This is a genomic window from Aestuariivivens insulae (assembly GCF_022662195.1).
Lineage (GTDB): Bacteria > Bacteroidota > Bacteroidia > Flavobacteriales > Flavobacteriaceae > Aestuariivivens > Aestuariivivens insulae.
Genome location: NZ_JAKMCS010000001.1, coordinates 1 through 18,343 on the forward strand (window position 1 = coordinate 1; position 18,343 = coordinate 18,343).

General features: G+C 39.7%; 13 protein-coding genes. 5 read left to right on the forward strand and 8 right to left on the reverse strand.

Annotation, left to right across the window (positions count from 1 at the left end; genetic code table 11):
* Together MR062_RS00005 and MR062_RS00010 are read right to left on the reverse strand one after the other, a co-directional pair.
* The coding region (locus tag MR062_RS00005) for a helix-turn-helix domain-containing protein (RefSeq protein ID WP_317235759.1) at window positions 1-176 on the reverse strand (176 nt) is incomplete at its 3' end.
* A gap of 124 nt (window positions 177-300) precedes the next feature.
* Window positions 301-1,293: a hypothetical protein gene (locus MR062_RS00010; RefSeq protein ID WP_242201998.1), complete on the reverse strand. Its 993-nt coding sequence runs from the start codon at window positions 1,291-1,293 to the stop codon at window positions 301-303.
* 153 nt (window positions 1,294-1,446) lie between these two features.
* Between MR062_RS00010 and MR062_RS00015 the strand changes: the two genes are divergently transcribed.
* From MR062_RS00015 to MR062_RS00025, 3 genes are all read left to right on the forward strand, one after another.
* A complete protein-coding gene (locus MR062_RS00015; protein ID WP_242201999.1) occupies window positions 1,447-4,194 on the forward strand; it encodes a GH92 family glycosyl hydrolase in 2,748 nt (915 codons plus the stop codon).
* Window positions 4,195-4,285: 91 nt separating this feature from the next.
* Window positions 4,286-5,515 carry a DUF4185 domain-containing protein gene (locus MR062_RS00020; RefSeq protein ID WP_242202000.1) on the forward strand — a complete coding sequence of 410 codons (1,230 nt, stop codon included), beginning with the start codon at window positions 4,286-4,288 and terminating at the stop codon, window positions 5,513-5,515.
* 25 nt (window positions 5,516-5,540) lie between these two features.
* Window positions 5,541-7,400: a lectin-like domain-containing protein gene (locus tag MR062_RS00025; RefSeq protein ID WP_242202001.1), complete on the forward strand. Its 1,860-nt coding sequence runs from the start codon at window positions 5,541-5,543 to the stop codon at window positions 7,398-7,400.
* A gap of 194 nt (window positions 7,401-7,594) precedes the next feature.
* Here MR062_RS00025 and eno read toward each other — a convergent pair whose 3' ends face one another.
* The 6 genes from eno to MR062_RS00055 form a co-directional block, all read right to left on the reverse strand.
* Window positions 7,595-8,881 (reverse strand): phosphopyruvate hydratase, encoded by a 1,287-nt coding sequence (eno, locus tag MR062_RS00030; RefSeq protein ID WP_242202002.1) that lies wholly within the window; start codon window positions 8,879-8,881, stop codon window positions 7,595-7,597.
* A gap of 12 nt (window positions 8,882-8,893) precedes the next feature.
* Window positions 8,894-9,889: a phosphotransferase family protein gene (locus tag MR062_RS00035; protein ID WP_242202003.1), complete on the reverse strand. Its 996-nt coding sequence runs from the start codon at window positions 9,887-9,889 to the stop codon at window positions 8,894-8,896.
* Between the two features lie 52 nt (window positions 9,890-9,941).
* The gene (locus MR062_RS00040; protein ID WP_242202004.1) at window positions 9,942-10,787 is read right to left on the reverse strand and encodes a fumarylacetoacetate hydrolase family protein; all 846 of its coding nucleotides are present in this window, start codon (window positions 10,785-10,787) and stop codon (window positions 9,942-9,944) included.
* 10 nt (window positions 10,788-10,797) lie between these two features.
* A complete protein-coding gene (locus tag MR062_RS00045; protein WP_242202517.1) occupies window positions 10,798-11,574 on the reverse strand; it encodes an SDR family NAD(P)-dependent oxidoreductase in 777 nt (258 codons plus the stop codon).
* A 36-nt stretch (window positions 11,575-11,610) separates the two neighbouring features.
* Window positions 11,611-12,675 (reverse strand): lactonase family protein, encoded by a 1,065-nt coding sequence (locus MR062_RS00050; RefSeq protein ID WP_242202005.1) that lies wholly within the window; start codon window positions 12,673-12,675, stop codon window positions 11,611-11,613.
* Between the two features lie 173 nt (window positions 12,676-12,848).
* Window positions 12,849-13,937: a mannonate dehydratase gene (locus MR062_RS00055; RefSeq protein ID WP_242202006.1), complete on the reverse strand. Its 1,089-nt coding sequence runs from the start codon at window positions 13,935-13,937 to the stop codon at window positions 12,849-12,851.
* A gap of 366 nt (window positions 13,938-14,303) precedes the next feature.
* Here MR062_RS00055 and MR062_RS00060 point away from each other — a divergent pair, with 366 nt between their 5' ends.
* Together MR062_RS00060 and MR062_RS00065 are read left to right on the forward strand one after the other, a co-directional pair.
* A complete protein-coding gene (locus tag MR062_RS00060; RefSeq protein WP_242202007.1) occupies window positions 14,304-17,018 on the forward strand; it encodes a glycoside hydrolase family 38 N-terminal domain-containing protein in 2,715 nt (904 codons plus the stop codon).
* Complete coding sequence (locus tag MR062_RS00065; protein WP_242202008.1) at window positions 17,015-18,262, forward strand: polysaccharide deacetylase family protein; 1,248 nt, start codon at window positions 17,015-17,017, stop codon at window positions 18,260-18,262. Before MR062_RS00060 ends, MR062_RS00065 begins: the two co-directional genes overlap by 4 nt.
* Window positions 18,263-18,343: the final 81 nt, after the last annotated feature.

The following is an 18,343-nucleotide window of genomic DNA, read 5'->3' on the forward strand; positions in this document are numbered from 1 at the left end:
CTTAAAGCGGACACTTCATAGGCCGTTAATTTAAAGGCTTTAAAAAAGCTAATGTATTTGCTCACGGTATTGCGCGATATGCCTAGCTGTGTGCTTATCTGCCGTTTACTGATGCCTTGGGAATGTAACTTGAATAAGGTTTTTACTTTTCGCATGTCTATTTGTTTGTTTGCCATAATCTTTTCCTGTAAAAGAAAGATTATTTGTAAACTCAAATAGAAACGATTCTTAGTGGCTCACTTTCGTCCGGCAAGCTATGCTCAATTTAGACCGGCAAGGGTGGCTCACTTTGCTCCGAAGTTAGTGGTATACTTTGTCCGAATTTTGCAACATATCAAAGGAAATCTCCAAGATATAGCCGTTGCTTTCCAAAAGAATTCCGTTTTCTGGCACGATCATTTCAAAGGACCATGCATAGTTGGGTACGTTTTCGGGTAGACCTTCAAATCTATTTTTCATCCATTGTCCGCCCCAGACACCTGGCTCAAACCAGGGCCTTACCCTAAAGTAACTTTGGGACATGGCGTTTAAAGTAGCACGCAGGGCTGAACCAGAGGTCCATGTGGGTTGATTAGGTCGCTGTTGGTCTACAATAATCTGGATATCGGGCAACAGTCTTTTTTTTTCTTTATTGAGTACGACCCAATCGACAAAATAGAAATGTTTGTAGGCTTCTTTGGGAGGTTTATAACATGAGTGGCCCAAATTACTGATGTTGTGGGAACGCATTCGGTATTGAAGTTCGTTCTTTGGCAAATCAAAATAGATTAAAAAACCTTCAATATTGCACTGGCTTGCCCCAGTTCCATATACTAGTGTGATATCAACATCTGCGTTGATTTGTAAGTTTTCCAATTTTTCTAGGTCAAAATAATCACCTAGTAAGAGATCTGCCCTTTGTCCAAAAATGGAGTCATAGTCACCTAAATAGGGTTGTACCATTTCTATTATCTCTTTTTCCTGCTTTAGGTAATCAACAATGTTGATCAAGTCGACGGAAAGTCCTTCTTTTCGAAGTTTGTTACTTATGGCATTGCTTACTTCATCCCAATCAACGCCAATATACCCATCTAGGATAACAATCCTGTTGGTGGATATTTCGTTGACCAAACTGCTGTAACCAGATTTTATATGGCCTTCTTTCAAAGGAAAGGTCGGATAGATATCATAACCCTCTATGGTATCTAGGTCTTTTTCAAGGGGTAATAGATGTTGTGATGTGTTTCTGGACATTATGGATAAGGCTACTGTTATTATAAAGTAAAACAAATATATGTACAAATGTACGTACATATCAAAAAAAAATTATATTTGTTGTTCATGGATAAAATCAATAATAATTTAAGATATTGATTTATAAGTATTTATGTTATTTTCCCTGTTTTTTTGGGATATAGTTCTGGTTTTAATGTGAAGTTGAAAATCGCTTTCGAAACCATTTTTAAAATGAAAATAATTATTGTATCGATGAATATCACTAAACTTTATGTTACTTTTTACGTCTTTCTATTTGTTTATTCGATTGGATTTGCCGGTCCGTTGAGTATTGCGTCCTCGGCAACTGTAACTTCCTCCTCCGACCAGAGTAACAAGTTTCATCACAATAACATCAACGATGGCATTATGTCAGTTCATGGTAAGGGAAATTGGATGGCTGCCGATAAAAATGGTTGGATTAAGCTATCATGGGATAAGAAGCAGTCGGTGGATAAAATTGTTATCTATAACTATCCAACGGAGATGGGTCGTGTTCTTAGCGGGACTCTTGAGTTTAGTGATGGGAGTAGCATTAAAGTGAATATGCCTATGGATGGTACTGCCCATGCCATCTCGTTTAAATCAAAGGATACAAAATTTGTCCGTTTTGTGGTCGGCGATAGTATAGGTTCCCGAGCAGGGCTATCTGAAATTGAAGTCTTTCCTTCCTATCATCAATATATGGAAGTGGTGGATTGGGTCGACCCCTATATTGAAACCAATAGAGGTCGGTTCTTCCTTTTTATAACGGGACAACGACCCTATGGATTGGTCAGTGCCGCACCCATGACCAAAAATTGGAACAATAGTGGAGGTGGCTATGCCTATTTTTCAGATGAGATATTGGGTTTTCCCCAGATACATGCATGGACCTTATCTGGATTGAACCTAATGCCAACTTTGGAAGATGTAGATCCTACCTTGGGAGAAGATGCCTGGAAATCAAAGTTCAAACATGATGATGAAATTGTCAGACCTGGCTACCATCGTGTTTTTTTACCGGATAGTAAGGTTTGGGTAGAGCAAACCGCAACCGAAAGAGTGAGTTTTTATAAGTTTCGATGGACCCAAGATGCTAAGGCACAATTACTTTTATCGCTCCATGGTCTTTTGGGCAATAGTAAAATGACCAATGCAACTGTGGAAAAGGTCACTGATTATGAATATGAAGGTTCCGTGAGTTCAGTCGAACGCGCCTATAACGTCGGTCCCAAGGATGTCAAAATTTATTTTATTGTACAAGTGGATAAAAAATGGGACGCTTTTAATGGGTGGAACGATTATGAAAGATTCAAGCAAGTCAAAACACTTCAGGGTGATAGTCTTGGGGTATCTCTGGCCTATAAGGTGAAGGCGGGTGAAGAGGTACAAATGAAAATTGGGCTTTCTTATACAAGTATAGAGAACGCTAGGAAGAATTTATTGGTAGAATGTGACACATGGGATTTCGAATCGGTAAGACGTGAAAGTAGGAGTATTTGGAACGATTGGCTGGAAAAAATCAAGATAGATGGAGGAACTTCGTCTCAACGTACTAAGTTTTACACCGACTTATGGCACGTACTTTTAGGTCGTCATCGTATAAATGATGTAAATGGTGATTATCCTGACAGGACCACTGGTCAAAAATCAAATACAGGTAACTTGACCGATGGTTTTATGACCGATGCCAACTTTTTAATCAAAAACCCTGGTAAAGACAATGAAGGGCGACCACTTCATAATATGTATAATTCTGATGCTTTTTGGCTTACCCAATGGAATTTAAATACACTTTGGGGTTTGGCATGGCCTGAAATTCAAGATGATATGGCAGCTTCAATGGTCGCATATTCGAACAATGGTGGTTTGTTGCCCAGAGGGCCATCGGGTGGCGGGTACTCTTTTATTATGACGGGATGTCCCGCTACAAATCTGGTGGTCAGCACTTTTATGAAGGGTATCCTTACCAAAACAGATGCCGAAAATGCATTTGAGCAGATAAAAAAGAACCACTTTCCAGGAGGTATGATGGGTGGTGGTGATTTCTTTGCCAAGGACTTGGAGTTCTATGATAAAAATGGGTGGTGGCCCAATAACGCAGGTATTAATATTGAGGCTGCATTTCAAGATTGGGGGGCAGCCCAAATGGCTAAAAAATTGGGTAAAATGGAGGATTACCATTATTTTCTAAAGCGTTCCGAATCGTGGAAAAACTGTTTTGAACCCAATAAAAAATTACTGTTCCCCAAAGACCGTGATGGTAATTTTAGCACGACCGATCCTTTGGAGAATTGGGGTTATGTTGAAGCCAATGCATGGCAAGCTACTTGGGGTATATCCCATGATATAAAAGGGCTTTCAAAATTGATGGGAGGAGATGATGTGTTGATTGAAAAGCTCAATTATGCTTTTGAACAAGAGGTGGAAAATAATTTTGTGCACAGTTATGGGTCTGGTCATATCAGTTATGCCAACCAACCGGGATGCTCCAATGCACACGTCTTCAGCTATGCCAATGCACCATGGCTTACGCAATATTGGGTACGACAAGTAAATGAAAAAGCTTATGGAGGGACAACACCCGACCTAGGTTGGGGAGGGCATGATGAAGACCAAGGACAGATGGGTGGGGTAAGCGCGTTGATGTCAATTGGATTGTTCAATATTGTTGGTACAGAATCACAACGACCTTATTATGAGATTACGGCTCCAGTATTTGATGAGATAACCATTACACTGGATAAAAAGTATTATCAGGGGGATGAGTTCGTAATTAAAACCTATAATAATTCAAAAACCAATTGCTATATACAAAAGGTGAAATTGAACGGAGAAGTTTTGGACAACTTTTGGTTTTACCATGAGGATTTTGCGAATGGTGGTCATCTGGAGATTTGGTTGGGGGATAAACCAAACAAAAACTGGGGCATTGAGGAGGCCCCACCCGTAGATTAATGGAATTTTGAATAGGAACAGGAACGAAAGATAAGTCGTATTAGAGATGCAACACATGGATTATTCCAATCAAATCAGGTCAGTAGTATTTATGAAGAACAGAAAAAGGAACATACAATTGATTTTCGCTATGCTGTTTTTGATATTTTTCGATCTCAGTGAATTGAGTGGTCAACTTCACAAAGGAAAAAATAAAAGTGAAACTACTAGCAATATCGCTGCAGGATCCGAAGCATGGGATATGCTTTTTGTTAGAAACGAGGGTTGGTTTGGTGGAGATGGAATTTTTGGTATCCCTTTGGATGGAAAAGAATTTTTGCCCGCTTCAGATGATACGGTCACCCTATTCACTTTTGGGGATACCATGGTTGGCACTCATGATGGCAAGAAATTGGCAAATGCAGATTATAGGATGATCAATAACTCTATTGGACTTTTAAAAGGCGGTCAGTCCAATAGCCATCAAATTTCATTTCATTATAATCTTGATGACCATGGTGGCCCCAAATCCCTTTTTATTCCCAAAACAGAACATTCTAAAGAAGGAGATTATTACTGGCTGGGTGATGGATTTGTGAACAATGAGGGGGATGGGAACCTGTATATCTTTGCTTATCCAATTCAACCAAAGGACACTACTGGAATTGGCGGGTTTGGTTTTGAGCAGATAGGGGTGCATATTTTAAAAGTACCCCTTGAAGGAGATGTTCCAAACTTTGATAAAACAGAGCAAATTGAGACGCCACATTTCAATATCGAAAACCAGACCTCTTTTGGCAGTGCTATCTATGTGAATACAAAGTCGGCAGGAGCCCCCGACCCAGATGGATATATATACATCTACGGGGTTTCCAACCAAAACGAGCGAAAGGGTCTTTTAGTGGCAAGGGTGCTTTCGTCTGATTTTCTTTACTTTGACAAATGGCGTTTTTGGGATGGCCATCAGTGGTTGCCCCATGTAAAGGATGCAGCATTTATCACTTGGGATGTCTCCAATGAAATGAGCGTCTCACCACTACCCAATGGTAAGATTCTATTGGTCTATCAATATTTTACGATGAGTGATGAGGTTTCCACTCAAATAGGAACATCTTTGAAAGGTCCCTTCAATGAAAGAAAGACCATTTATCATGTTCCCAAGGAAACCTGGAGAGAACACTATTTTCCCTATAATTCCAAGGCGTACCCGCATCTATCAACACAAGATTCCATCTTGATCAGCTATAATGTCAATTCCTTTGATTTTTTCAATGATATCTTAAACGATCCAAATTTATACAGACCCAGGTTTATTAATGTAGCGGTTAGGGATGTGGAATAATCAAAAAGCCTTGTATACGTTTCACATGGCCTTTCATAACGTCGAATCTGAGGTTAGGGGACATTTTACGGGTATTGTCGTTATCTTTCTATTGCTATCCACGATTTTGAATCCAGTAAGTCTTAATGCTCAACTACAGTCAAATTTGATTGGCGATGCCTCTGATATAGGGAATAATTGCTTTTTGATAACAGTTGATAATTTCAATCAAAGAGGGGGTGTTTGGTATAACAACCCCATAGATTTTTCAAATGACTTTATCATTTCGTTTCAGGGCAATTTTGGAAATAAAGATACTAACGGGGCTGATGGAATGGCGTTGGTATTCAAGGGTAATCCCATTCCGGAACTTGGCAATGCGGGTGCCGGTATTGGTTACCAGGGAATTTCTCCCTCTCTGGCCGTTGAATTTGACACATGGCAAAACGAGATATTTGGTGATCCCATTTGGGATCATCTGGCTGTTGTTGGTAACGGTGTTCCAGACCATAACAGTATAAACAATTTGGCAGGGCCCGTACAGGCGAGTGCTACATCGGAAGATGTAGAGGATGGTCTTGTTCATGAAATAAAGATTGAATGGAGTGCTACTAGCACTATATTTCGTGTTTACTTCGACTGTGAAGTCAGGATTGAATTAAATCTTGATATAATGAACCGTATTTTTTCAGGGGATAATTCAGTGTATTTTGGGTTTGTGGCTTCCACCGGAAGCTTTGCAAACCTACATCAGGTATGTTTTAACAGTGTTTCTTTTGTGGATGACCTAAAGTTGAAGGATGAGGTGATATGTGCCGGAGACTCCATAGGAATTGATGCAACAATCGCTAGTGGTGTCTCCTACAATTGGTCTCCTATTGAGGGTGTTAGTGATCCAACGGTGGCCAATCCAGTTTTTTCACCAATGGTTTCAACGGATTATACCGTTATCATTGCAGATGTGTGCGGTGATGTTACAGAAGAGAAGGTAAGAATTTCAGTCAATCCGATTGAGTCGACCTTTTTTGACCCCATAGATCCAATATGTGAGGGTGATACTTCCTTTGAATTGCCCATGACCTCTTTGAATGGTATCGAAGGGGTTTGGACACCTACATTTGATAATACCTTGACCCAGACCTACACTTTTTTGCCCACTTCAAATCCCTGTGCCGAACAGGTCAGTATTGAGGTTGAAGTAATCCCTTTGGTAAAACCGACTTTTACCCAGATTGAAACTATTTGCGCAGGAGATAGTTTACCCATACTGCCAAATACATCCAGAAATGGTATAGTGGGCACTTGGAGCCCCGCTCCCAACAGTTTACAGACCACAACCTATGCTTTTACACCAGAGGCAGGACAATGCGTTGCTACAGCAATTATGACCATAGAAGTCCTACCGATCAGGACCCTTTCTTTAGAGGCAGTGGTGATTTCAGATTTTTTTGATGACAATCAAAAAGTGCTGGCGGTTGTGGAAGGGGGGACTGGCGACTATGAATATCAACTGGATGACGGTCCGTGGCAACTTGAGGCTGTCTTTGAACATATTGAAGGATGTGGACCGCATATGCTACGAGCTAGGGAAACATCGGGTTGCAGCAATGAGGTAGTTGACGAATTTTTGGTTCTTGAATTCCCGAAATTCTTTACCCCTAATGGGGATGGCACTAATGATTTCTGGAATATTGTCTGTTTGAGGGAGCAAAAAACGGATGCCATCATTACTATTTTTGACAGGTATGGAAATCTATTGAAAACGATTGGGCCCAGTGCAATTGGTTGGAACGGTACTTATCAAGGGAGAAATCTGCCTTCATCGGATTATTGGTTCACCGTGAACTATTGCACCGAGTTTGGAAATCAAGGTACATTTTCATCACACTTTTCCCTTAAGAGATGAAAATCTGCCCACCAAATTGCCATTCAAGTAGATTTGTGAATACAACTATGTTCAAGTTTAAATTACAATACCATTATAATATAAGACAAACTGTTGATGGGATTCTGGAGCACGAGTGTCATTAGTGGCACAAAATATCAGTATTCTCAGAATTTAATGTCTTGATACAAGCTTTTTAAAGGGATAAGAATAACTTATCTTTTTAAAATACGATCATAAATTCCACTCCCGATAAAAGTTGATTTACCCTTCAATTGGCGTTTTATTCTAAGGATTTCGTTCCACTTGACCATTCGTTCACTCCGTGAAAATGACCCTACTTTTAATTGTCCGGCATTTGTTCCCACTGCTAAATGAGATATGAAAGCATCTTCGGTTTCACCGGACCTTGCCGATATTACGGGAAGCCAACCCGCATTTTGTGTAAGTCGTATGGCCTCCATGGTTTCGGTAACGGTACCTATCTGATTCAATTTAATTAGTACGGCATTGGCCAACCCTTGATCAATACCTACTTGTATACGATTTTTATTAGTTGTAAATAGGTCGTCTCCAATGATTTGTAATTTATCGCCAAATTCAGCCGTAAATCGTTTCCAATTAGTGACATCTGTATCAGCAAATGGGTCTTCAATTGAAATTATGGGATATTTTTCACACCAAGATTTCAATAATGCATAGAACTGATCTGGGGTAAAACTTTTATGATCCAAGGGTAAATGATACTTGTCTTCTCTATAAAGGTCACTTGCGGCAATGTCCAATGATATCGAAACATCTTTACCAGGGATATATCCAGCTCTTTCGGTAGCGTCCAAAAACACTTGAAAAGGCTCTTCATTGGACGTGTAATTAGGCCACCATCCTCCTTCATCTGCAACACCTACACATTTCCCCCTTTCTTTCATTATTTCTCCTGCACTATGGTAGATATTATGAATAATTTCAAGACTTTCTTCGTAGCTCTTGGCTCCAATGGCAATAGCCAGAAAGTCCTGAATATCGTTGGACCAACCCGCATGCGCACCACCACCGAGTATTTGAATTTCATTGAGTGGCAGCAAATTTCCTGTTCCTGAGCCCAAATATTCATACAAGGGGACATCCTTCGTTTCAGCGGCGGCACTTGCCACCGCCATAGAAGTTCCCAATATTGCATTGGCACCAAGTCTTGACTTATTTTTGGTTCCATCCAGTTTTATCATGGTTTGGTCGATATCTTCTTGATCAAAAACAGATTTTCCTGCCAAGGCACCCGATATTTCTGTTTTTACATTGAGAATAGCCTTTCCAACTGACTTTCCCTTGAACCTTGTTTCATCTCCATCCCGGAGTTCATGCGCCTCAAACTGTCCTGTTGAAGCTCCAGAGGGCACCATTCCCTGTCCCTTAATCCCGTTGCTCAGGGTTACCTCTACCTCAAGGGTTGGATATCCTCTGGAATCATAAATTTGAAAAGCATCTATATCTGTTATTTTCATGTTTAAATTTAATTATTGTTTTATCGAGATCATGTCTTTCCATGTCCTTATAAAATCCTTAAAGCTTGTTGTACCATTGGCCAATTCCAGATAAACAAAATCCCTAACAATTTGTTGTTGATCATTTTGCAAATATTCTAAGGGGGACTTACCATCCACTCTTGCCAACATCAGTAATAAGAGAAGGTGAATTAATTGGCTTTCAAACCGTTCTTCTCGGGCATGGTTTGACAATTCGGAGTAAGTTGCATAGGTTTCTTGGGCCAGAGCTATCAACTGAGCTGCCTTATCGGGGATATGCACAGCTTTGAGAATAAAATGATTCAACAGGAAGGCCAGATCAAATATGGGGTCGCCATACCATGCGACTTCGCAATCCAGTAGGACGAAACGATCTTTGGACACCAAAATGTTTTTGGGACTGAAGTCTCCATGGACAAGGCATTTTTGGACTGACGCCAATCGCTTGGCTTCGGCATGAAAATAGGACTCTAACTTTGGGTGGGCTTCGGCCGTATACAAAAGGTATGGCTCGATGCGCAACTCCTTAAAATTCTGCAAGGTGTCAAAAGTCTTCTTTGCTTCGATGTCTGCCGCGGAATAATTATGAATGGTGGCCATAATTTTACCAGCCATTTGCCCGAATGATTTATTGATTTTTCCTTTCAATAGTAGATGCTTCCAATTGGAAAGACCACCTTCCAACATTTCCATGCAAAAAAAGTGATGTTGGTCATCACTAAAAAATACTTGAGGTACGGCTTCCGGCAGAATCTTTGCAACATATTTGAGGTACCGCAGTTCTATTTGGTTTCTTTTGACATCGGCGAACCAATCATCCTTGACCTTCAATTTTGGCAAAGCTCTTTTGACCACAAACTTGTTACTCCCGTCATCAATAAGAAGTAACTCACTTGAAATTCCGCCACTAAGTGAACTTACTTTGACTGACGTGGAGTGTATTAGTTCTTTCTTTACCAAATAATTAATGAGTTGATTATGTTTCATTGGTTTTATTCCCTGAATTTTGGTTGTTAAATCGATCTTTGGTTTCGTTCGATTAAATGAACGTCTGTCTTTGATTGCCCAATCGTTCTATTTCCACTTCTACAATGTCACCAGCTTTCAGATAGGTAGGAGGAGTTTTGCCAAAACCTACACCTGGAGGGGTTCCTGTGGTTATTATATCCCCTGCTTCCAATTTCATGAATTGTGAAATATAGTGTACTAAAAAAGCAGGCTTGAATATCATTGTTTTGGTATTGCCATTTTGCATGACCTCTCCATTAACTTTTAAAACCATTTTCAGGTCCAGTACATCGGGGATGGAATCTGAAGTAACCAAATAGGGTCCAACGGGGCTAAATCCCGGACATGATTTACCTTTGACCCATTGACCTTGTCTTTCAACTTGGAATTCTCTTTCCGAAACATCATGCATAATGCAATAACCTGCAATTGCCTCCAAGGCTTCCTGCTCATTTTCTAGGTACAGCACATCTTTTTTCAACACTATGCCAAGTTCCACCTCCCAATCTGTCTTAGTACTATTTTTTGGTATTTGTACATTATCGTTTGGACCGTTCAAGGTATTTGTTGCTTTCATAAAAAGTATGGGTTCCGTCGGGATGGCCAAACCAGCTTCTTTGGCATGGTCAGTATAATTTAGCCCTACACATATAATCATATTTGGTCTTGCTATACAGGCTCCCCAACGTATGTTTTTATCGACTTTCGGAAAAGCATTTGGGTTGTCCTTTAACATTGCTGTCAATTTGTTTAGACCATTACTGGCAAAAAAATTATGGTTCCAATCTTCAAAGTGCTCTGAACAATCTCTTCTATCTCCATTTATGAATACTCCAGGTTTTTCCTGTTCTTTTTCTCCAAATCGTATTAAATGCATACTGTATAATTTAAGTGTTAAGTGTTACAAATCCACCATCGATGGGATAATTGCTGCCTGTCATAAATGAGGCCTCATCACTACATAGATAGAGGACAAGATTGGCAATCTCCAAAGGTTTCCCCATTCTGCCTATCGGCTGGGTGTTTGAAAGCTTTTCAAACATTTCCGATTCTTGACCAGGGTAATATTTTGCCAAATAGCCGTCCACAAAGGGAGTGTGCACACGACCAGGGGATAAGCAATTGCACCGAATATTGTCCTGTACAAAATCCCTAGCGATGGAATAGGTCATGGTGGTGATGGCACCTTTACTCGCTGAATAGGCAAATCTATTGGGAAGGCCAACTACGGTAGCAGCTGAAGCCATATTTACAATACAGCCTTTCTTCTGTTTTTTCATATACGGGATACATGCAAAAACACAATTGTAAACTCCTTTGACATTGATTTTCATGATTTGGTCAAAATCATGTTCCTTGGTATCCTCCGCTGTTCCAATATGAGCTATACCTGCGTTGTTAATCAATATATCAATACTTCCATTCTGATCATAAATTTTGTTTACAATAGATAAAACTTGTTTTTGGTCAGACACATCACAGGTCCAAAAATGGCAATTACCGCCATCAGCTACTATTTCTATCGTGGAGGCCTCTCCTTTTTCTTGATTAATGTCCAAGATGTGTACAACAGCACCTTGTTCTGACAGTTTTTTGGATATAGCTAGGCCTATGCCATCGGCACCTCCTGTCACCAAGGCTATTTTGTTTGTCAAATCAAACATTTTATTTTTCATAGTAATTATGTTATTATGAATAGGTTAAAAGATGACGCAAACCGGTGTACCACAAGCTTCAATGGCTTGATTGTCATGTTTTGGGAGGCCAGTTTGTCTGTCCAGTTCAAAACTTGTCAAAGTATCCGAATTTTGATTAGCACAAATCAACCATTTCCCACTGGGGTCAATATTGAAATCCCTTGGTTCGTCTCCTTCTGTATTAAATCGTGATTCAAAAAATAATTTTCCTGATTTTTGATCAATGGAGAAAACCGAAATACTGTTATGGATTCTATTTGAGATGTAGAGGGTTTTTCCATTGGGATGCAACCTTATGGCGGATGCTGAAGGCAGACCCGTATAATCTTTTGGAAGTGTTGGAATATCATCTATAAGTTCTAATATACCTGTTTTCTCATTATAGCGTAATGTAAGTACATGGGCGTTCAATTCGCAAATAAGATATACCAATGGATGTTTTTCCGAAAAAACCAGATGCCTCGGGCCATATCCCGGTGGCAATATGATTTTGCGAAGATCTGACTCTTCACCAGTCAGATTTTTTAAGTCCAGTAACCATATGGCATCACTGCCCAGGTCACAAACGTAGAGCCATCTTCCACTCGGGGAAACTATGGCACAGTGCGCATGTGAATCTTCTTGCCTATCCTTATTGGGACCATTTCCCTGGAATTCATAGATGAAGTGTGCTGGCATCAAATTGCCATCGCATATTTCGTATATAGAGAGTTTGCTGTCCAAGTAAGAGGTGGCAAATACCATAGGAGAAGCCCCATTCATTGTGCTTACATGACAGGTCGCTGTCCCTAAAGTGCTTTGGGACGAAAGTTTTAGCAAGGAAATGCCTTTTTCAATGCGATAAGCAAGAATATTGCCCGGATCAAAATATTCATCCGATGCGATCAAGAGTAGGTCTTCGCCTAGTTTGGTCATATAGGTGGAATTGACAATATTTTCATGTGTAACCAGTTTTCTCATCTGGCCTGAATTTATATCCAGGGACCAAACCGTCAATCCTTCACCGTTGATTTTAGGGAAGTATCCACCTTTTTTGGTATAAGAACCTACATAAAATAATTGATTCACTTTGCTTAGATTTGTATAATTTTCTAATTATCAACCTATTGGTTGCTTTGTGCCTATTACGATAACCCCTAAATCACATCATGCCAAAATGTTAACGTGTCCTCCCAAAGGCATTTTTGATGTTTTCTCAAATTTCCAAGTAATACGTAATCGAGTTAATCGTACTGGAGAACTTAATTAGCCTTGATTTCTTTTTTGCTGGAATCCATCATTGCTTTAATATATCCCATGGCAAATGCCATGCCTGTCACCCAAGGTGTTTGTGTACTCACTTGAGGAGCATGGTCCGGAATGATTACACCTTGAAAATCATTTTTTTTCAAAATTTCCATGATTCGTTCAACGTCCATATCACCTTCGTCAATAAATGATTCTTTATAAGTTGGAACCTTGCCTTTTACATTTCGCAAATGGATATACCCTATTTTATTATTTTTTGCAAAGTAATCAAGGGCTTCATAGACATTCGAATCTTCCATTTCACTTAACGTCCCCAAGCATAATTCCATTCGATGATTTGGGCTATTGTAGAACTGCATGACATCTTTATAATGGTCAGGGTGATACCCCATTCTAGGTTGTTTTCTCATTTCTTTAATTGGTGGATCATCAGGGTGAAGGGCCAGGATAACACCGGCCTCCTCGGCAATAGGCAACAATTGAGACAGGAACTCTTTATATCTATTCACCAATTCATCATGGGTGATGGTTTCCAAAAAGCCCCCTGTCGCATTTTCGTCATAAACCATGTTCCATACCATTCCCTTGGGTATTGGGGCTTTAACCGCCTCTGATATACCTTCCATGCCAACAGAGATAGCTCCTCCTCTAGCGTATGGCCCAATGGTTCTTGCAGCAACACCGGCCAATGAAAAATTATATCCCATAATGGGAATACCGGCCTTTCCCATATTGCGTATCAGGATTTTCAGGTTTTCGAACTGTTCTTTTTTCTTAGGTCCATCCAATAGGATATCATACCAAAATGCGGGACTGAAATTCTCCAAGGCCTCTAGTTCGAGATCGAATTTGGCCATCTCATCTTTAAGTGAGATAAGCTGTTCGTAAGACCAAACACTTGTTTCCTTTGCTATTCCCCATCCTTTGTCAATAGTGCCCAACGGTTGGTCATCCGAACCGGTGTCACTTTTGTGAAAATAATCCGTTAAATGGGCCACAATATGGGTTGCTCCCAATTGCCTGGCCATCTTATAATGCTCATCATTCAGCATGTGGCTATATAGTCCAAAACCTAATTTCATTCGAATTTCTGTCTTAAATTTTAATAAAAGATTTAGCGCCTGTCAATCAAACAACCCCGATTTCTGATCTTTTAAAAAAGTTTTTGTGAACCAGGCAGCCCTTTTTTTGTAGGGTAAAATTATCGGTTTATTCCGCCAGCCTATTCTTTGGTTTTATCTTTTTTTGAATGAATATTAACCATCTTTTCTAATTCAGTAATAAATTTTATAGAATTAGTTTGTTGGCACACACCCATGTTAAAATACATTCAAAATGCGCAAATTTCAAATCATCCGTCCGTATCTATAAATCATATATTTGATGATCACTTTTGAGACTGTTTGTTCTTAAAGTGGTGATTAAAATTTAAAGTTGTTTAGGAGTTTATGAGATTTATAGTTTTTGCTTTAGGAAAATTGCGGGTTCACTTATTGGTGACATTGCTATTGGTTGTTGTCAAGTTAAATGCTCAATTTGAAGCTGTAGATATTGATGGGGGGTCCAATGAGAGCCAGGTTACAGATATTATTGTGGTTTTTAAGATGCATGTGGATGTGGGGTATACCGATTGGGGAGAGGGAGTGCTTCAAAAATACACTGGTTCTATGTTGGATGAAACCCTCAGGTCGTTGGAGGTCACTGCTGATTTACCAAAAGAGGAACAATTTGTTTGGACGATTCCAGGTTGGCCACTGAAATATATCATGGAAAACAGTCCAGAAAACAAAGGTGATGCGCTGGGTCGAGCGATCCAAAATGGGAGAGTGGTACCCCATGCTTTCGCCTTCAATGTACAGACCGAAGCTAGCGACCTGGAAAGCATGGTGCGTGGGTTTTCCTATACTTCTGATTTGAATAGGGGTTTTGGGTTGCCAGAGGCACGAGATGCGAAATTTACAGATGTCCCAAGTCATTCTTGGGCATTACCTACATTGCTAAGCAATGCAGGGGTGGATCTGCTCCACATAGGTTGTAACCCGGGCTCCGCTTCTCCCAAAGTTCCTACACTTTTTTGGTGGAAAGGACCGGATGGCTCCAAGTTGATGACATTCTATTGGTCAGAGTACTATGGTTCAGGGATTTTGCCTCCGAAAAATTGGCCCTATAAAACATGGTTGGCGATGATACATACACATGAAAATACAGGTTCGCCATCACCTGAAGATGTAGCTAAATTACTAAAGGAGACCAAAAAAAAACTGCCCAATGTGAATATCAAGATGGGTAGGTTATCTGATTTCTATGACAAGATTATGGAAGAAGGTCCTGATTTGCCCGTGGTTGAAGGGGATATGCCAGACACGTGGATTCATGGTTATATGTCCAATCCTATTGAAACCAAATTAAGTAAAAAACTTCAGCGCAAAACCTTCCATGTGGAAACGTTGGGCACCATGATGAAGCAGTGGGGGGTTACGTCAAATTCAGAGGGAGAGCTCTTGCAACCTGCGATAGAAAACATGCTGTTGTATGATGAGCATACATTTGGGGCAGCCTTGTCACATGGGAACCAACATAAATGGACATATAACGATGAATTTAAAGTAAATAAGGCATTGGGTCATTACGATTATCTTGAAGCCACATGGGTTGAAAAAAGAAACCGAATACGAAAGGCACAAAAAATTGTTGAGGCCATATTGAATCGCAAATTAAAAAAACTAGCTTCATCGGTCAACGTTGATGGGAAAAGGATAGTAGTTTACAATCCCTCGGCTTGGGAGCGGGGTGGCAGGGTTAACATGTTTGCTGGGGTGTATGCCAAAGATTTCCATATTTACGGCCTTAAAGACCTTAGCACTGGTAAAATTACAAGAGTTTATGATGATAAAAACCTGCTAACATTTGATGTAGAAGCTATACCCGCGCAGGGCTATAAAACATATATTCCCATTTTGGAACCAATTGCCGATAACCAGTCCATTGTAATGGACAAAACTACCAACATTATTGAGAATAAGTACTTTAAACTTCAAATTGACAAAGAAAAAGGTACGATTAAAACATTAGTCGACAAGCAAAATGGACGTGAGCTGGTAAATAGGGAAAGTGAGTACGGATTTGGAGCGTATTTTCTAGAACGCCCTGGGCAAAGAGTAATTGACCTTTACAATAAAAATTACATAAAACCAGGAGCGGAGAATTGGGCAAAACCTGAAATGATTCGCTCGTCAGTACCCTATAAAGAGACTAAAATCTTTAAAGGCGGTTGTAATAAAATCACCTATTTAGATATGGGCAATGCGGTACGGGCCACTGTTTGGTGCAAACTTGGCGACAAAGATGAGCAGTCCTATTTGATGAGCTATACGCTCTACGAAAATCAACCCTATGTTGAAATTAATTGGGGAGTTGATGGTAAAAAACCAAACGCCTTGCCCGAGGCAGGATGGATTTCATTTTCTTTTAATGTTGACAGTCCCGATTATAGGCTATACCGTACTGGTGGGATCGTAAATCCAAAAACGGATTTATTGGAAAATTCCAATACTGATTATCATTTCTTAAATACATCGATGACACTTTTTGATGCAGATGGGAATGGAATTGGTCTGAATTCACCCGAGTCACCTGCCGTTAGTATCGATGCGCCGGGACTATTTCAATTTACAGGGGACAAAAAACCAAAAACCGCCAACGTTTTTGTCAACCTTTTCAATAATCAATGGGGCACTAATTTTTCTGAATGGATTGAAGGCTCATTTTCTTCAAAAATGTACCTATGGAGTTATAAGGAATATGATTCGGAAAAAAGCTTCATCACGCCATCCGAAGAGACCAGGGTGCCGTTACAAGGGGTTTATTACGACGGAAAAGCTGGTGTACACCCTACTTCACAGAATGGAATAGGAATTAGCAAAAAAGGTGTTTTGGTCACTGCTTTTTACAAAAGCAAAGAGGGTACGATCTTAAGGCTTTGGGAACAGGCAGGAAAAGATGGGGCCTGTACTGTAAAGTTGACAAACGGCGGCAGTTTCGAAAGGGCATATAGATGTGATTTAAGAAATAATGTCATAGATAGCATAGGAGTTGAAATTGTTGACGATTCCTTTAGCTATGACCTTAAAAAGAATCAACCTGTAACTTTTATTTTAAAATGATGAGATCAATAAAGTTTTCTAAAATAAGAGTTAAAATAATCGTTCTTTCTCTATGTGCTGTATCAGCTTTTGAGCCATTAACGGCCCAACAACCAACAATTTCAGCAATTAGCCCAACCCCTTTCTTTCCTGGACAAGAATCTGATAAAACCCTAAAGCAAATTGCAAAAATTAAGGTTGAGAATCGTGGCACTACAACTTCTTTACGTCTTAAGCTTGAATTAGCAGACTATGAAACCTTCATTACCGATTTTGGTGTAGTTGACTCTGGTAGTCATATTTTCAATGTTTTGGTTCCAGATGTTAAATCAGCCACAGATATGACCTTTACATTGCTCAATAAAGAAGGCCGATTATTGGATGGGAAACATATGACATGGCAGCCGCAAAAGAAATGGAAGATATATTATGCAGCCATCTCTCACCATGTTCTTGGCTTTATAACCTATTACCAAAATATAAGGAGAGGAGTACGGGAAGAAGGAATCGATCTAGCTCTTGAATATTATGAAGAAACTGATTCTTGGAGCGAAAATGACCAATTCAGGTGGAATATCGGAACCAGTGAGCCACTTTTTCGCTGGATGTCAAAACAAAAACCTGAGAAAATAAAAGAGCTAGAACGCAGAATACATAATACTGGAAGGAAGAATAGGGTTTTCAATAAAGAAGTGGGAAGCATGGTATTAGATGAGATAAAGCATCATCTTGATTTTCTTCATCCGGAATCCATACAATGGAATCCCATCCAAGTTCTTGATAAAATGGGAAATGGGGAAGACATACTCTACTGTCCGCATTTGTTTGGTTATACCAACTATTCCCGAGAAGGATATACGAAATACGTTGTACATTTTACCCATAGTCCAGTTGGTAAACAAAAAAATATTTCAACACTACTTGGAGGCGTTGGGTTGGCGGTTTCTTCGAAATCCAATTATCCGTATATAGCGACCAATTTTGTGGAATCTGAAATACAAGAAGGTGTATTTACATTAAATGATGGACAACCAGGAAACATGATAGCTTGGCAGAATGAGAATAACAACGCTTTGTGCGGTAATTTCTTCAAAGACACCCTTTCAACCATAGAAAAAGCATACGTTAGACCAAAGCATACTGGGTGGAACGAATTTCAGGATCAAGGATGCGTTTTATTGCATGAGCGCATCCTAAAAAATAGGCCTCCGTCTAAAATCATGAATGATTTGAACGAACTATACAAATCAATCTATTGCCTGTAGGCCGAAGTAGAAATCCAATGGAAAATTTATGTTTAGAACACTTTAACAACTTGCACATAAATTTTAGAACAACTCATAGAA